Genomic DNA, 2,612 nt, shown 5'->3' with positions numbered 1-2,612 from the left:
CGAGCCGGCGCTTGGCTCGCGGCCGGCGTCGAGGCATTGGCCGCATTGGTGGCATTGGTGGCATTGGTGGCATTCGAGGCATTGGCGGCCCCGCCGGCGGGCGCCGCGCCGGACGACGGTGCGGCGCGCCCCATTGCCGGGTCGATGCCCGGCAGGGCCAGCAGCATCGCGTAGGCGGCCGTGTCGAGCCGGTGATCCGGCACCCGCAGCAGCCGCGGCAGGACCGCCGCGGCCAGCAGGGCCAATAGCGCGGCGGCGGCCAGCCGGTAGCCGAAGCGCGAGGCGCGGCGGCGGCTTGCCGGCACGGCCGCGAGTGCCGGTGTCGATTGCGCACGAGGCACCGATAAAGCCGCCGGCGCCGCGCTCAGCGGCAGGACGGCGGCGGCGAGGCCGTCGTCCGGAAAATGGTTGCGCAACTGCGCGTTGACCCGCGCATAGAACGCGACGCGACGCGCCTCGGCGGGGCGCCGGGCCAGGTACGCGCTCACGCTATGCTCCCGGTCGGCGGCGAGCCGGCCGTCTGCATAGGCCTGCATGTCCTGCTCGGACGGGATCGGTTCGGGTACGGAAGTCATGGCTGGGCAAATCGGGTCACACGGAGCGAACACCGCGCGCGACCCGATATTCCGTCGTCGATGAAAGATTTTTCAGGGGACGCATCAGGAGCCGGCGTAGATGTTGCAGAAGCTGGCCGGGCCGACGCAGGCCGAGGGCATGCCGGCCGTCGACGCGATCGCGCGATGGCCGCCTTCGGTCTTCGCGCTCATCGCGCTGCCGTAGGCGCTCGTAGCCGCCGCGCTGGACGCGATCGCCTGGCGGAACACCGGGCTCACCTCGGGATAGGAGGCGTCGGTGTAGTTGAGCGAGCCGTTCTGCTCGGCTTCGATCAGTTGCTGGCGCACCTGGGCGCGGCTCAGGCCCTCGGCATGGGCGAACGACGAGAGCAGCACGGCGGACAGGACGGCGAGATGGTGGATCTTCATGATGTGACTCCTTGATGACGTTGAGGGGCTTGCATCAAGGTGAACACGGGGAATTCGGGCTTATTCCCGGCGGGAAGCGGAAATTCTTTACGCGTGATCGGGGGGCGCATCCGGCGCGACGGCGGCGCCCCGCCCGCCTACATCCCGATCAAGGTCCGCAGCGAGCCAAAGCTATGCGGCCGCGCATACCAGAAACCCTGCGCTTCATCACAACCGAGCGCGAGCAGCTGGTTGGCCTGCTCGATGGTCTCGACGCCCTCGGCCGTCACGCGCATCTTCAGCGCATGCGCCATCGCGATGATGGCGGCCACCAGCTCGGCGCTGCGCGCGTCGCTGGGCAGCGGCGCGACGAAGGCGCGGTCGATCTTCACGCGATTGACCGGGAAGCGCGTCAGGTAGGACAGGCTCGAATAGCCGGTGCCGAAATCGTCGACGGCGATCTCCACGCCGAGCTGGCGGATCGACGAGACGGTGTCGAGCGCCGCCTCGGTATCGCCGAACAGCACGCCCTCGGTGATCTCGATCTCGAGCTGGTGCGGCGCGAGCCCGCTGTCGTCGAGCGCCTGCTCGATGATGGCCAGCAGGTTGCCGCGCCGGAACTGCTGCGGCGAGACGTTCACGCACACGCGCGGCGCGTCCTCGCTGTCGCGATGCAGGCGGCTGATCTCGCGGCAGGCGGTGCGGATCGCCCATTCGCCGATGCGGTCGATCAAGCCGCTCTCCTCCGCGATCGGAATGAACTCGTTCGGGCTGATCTCGCCCGAGCGCGGATGACGCCATCTGAGCAGCGCCTCGACTTGCGCGATGCGGCCGGTCTCGAGCGTGACCTGGGGCTGGTAGGCGAGCCAGAACTGCTGGCGGTCGATGCCGCGCGCGAGCGCCGCCTCAAGCTCGAAGCGGCGCGTGGCGCGCAACTCGAGCGCGCTGGAGAACGGCACGGCGATACCGTCGCCGGCTTCCAGCGCCGCGGACAAGGCCACGTTGGCGCGCCGGATCAGGGTATCGGTGTCCTCGCCCTGCTCGGGATAGGCGGCCGTGCCGGCATTGGCGATCACGTTGAGCGCGGCGCCGGCGAATTCGATCGGCTCGCCGGCCACCGCGACGATGGTCTCCACCAGCCGCCGCACCACCGGCTCCGCCTCGTCGCAGAGCAGCGCGAACTTGCCGTCGCCCATGCTCGCCACGCCATACAGATGCGGCACCTTGGTGCGCAGGCGCTCGCCCGTCACGCGCACGGCCAGCTCGACGCCGGGCAGCCCGAGCGCATTGCGGATCGTGCTGAGGCCGCCGATCTCCAGCAGCACGATGCTGAAGCGGCCGTCGGTGGCACGCGCGCGCGCGATGCGCAGGTCGAGCCGCTCGGCGAACAGCTTGCGGTTCGGCAGGCGCGTGGTGTCGTCGTAGTTGGCGGCGTACCAGAGCTCGCCGCCGGTCGGCGGATCGCTGTTCGCGCGGCTCATGAACACCACCCAGGCGTCGCCGGCCGGCTCGCGCCGATTGGCGGCGGTGACGCTGGCCGGCACGGCGTTGGCGGCAGCCCCGGCGGCAAGGCGCGACGGCGTTCGCGAGCGCGTGGTACCGGCAACATCGGCGCCCGCTCGATCGTCGCGTGGCGCCTCGCGCCGGGCG

Annotated in this window: 2 protein-coding genes and 1 pseudogene; all 3 read right to left on the bottom strand. The window is 70.7% G+C overall.

What is annotated here, in order from left to right:
* Nucleotides 1-575: pseudogene (locus tag F3J18_RS36550) on the bottom strand (hypothetical protein); the annotation flags it as partial.
* A gap of 84 nt (nucleotides 576-659) precedes the next feature.
* Nucleotides 660-983 (bottom strand): DUF4148 domain-containing protein, encoded by a 324-nt coding sequence (locus F3J18_RS36545; RefSeq protein ID WP_025100436.1) that lies wholly within the window; start codon nucleotides 981-983, stop codon nucleotides 660-662.
* Nucleotides 984-1,120: 137 nt separating this feature from the next.
* The coding region (locus tag F3J18_RS36540) for a GGDEF domain-containing phosphodiesterase (RefSeq protein ID WP_166917014.1) at nucleotides 1,121-2,612 on the bottom strand (1,492 nt) is incomplete at its 5' end.

This window comes from Burkholderia sp. Ax-1720, assembly GCF_011753035.1.
Classification (GTDB): domain Bacteria; phylum Pseudomonadota; class Gammaproteobacteria; order Burkholderiales; family Burkholderiaceae; genus Burkholderia; species Burkholderia gladioli.
This window is presented reverse-complemented; position numbering and strand designations above follow the sequence as displayed.

Bases quoted from the DNA above. Each gene is read 5' to 3' on its own strand.
- F3J18_RS36545 (WP_025100436.1), bottom strand. From the start codon at position 983: ATGAAGATCCACCATCTCGCCGTCCTGTCCGCCGTGCTGCTCTCGTCG.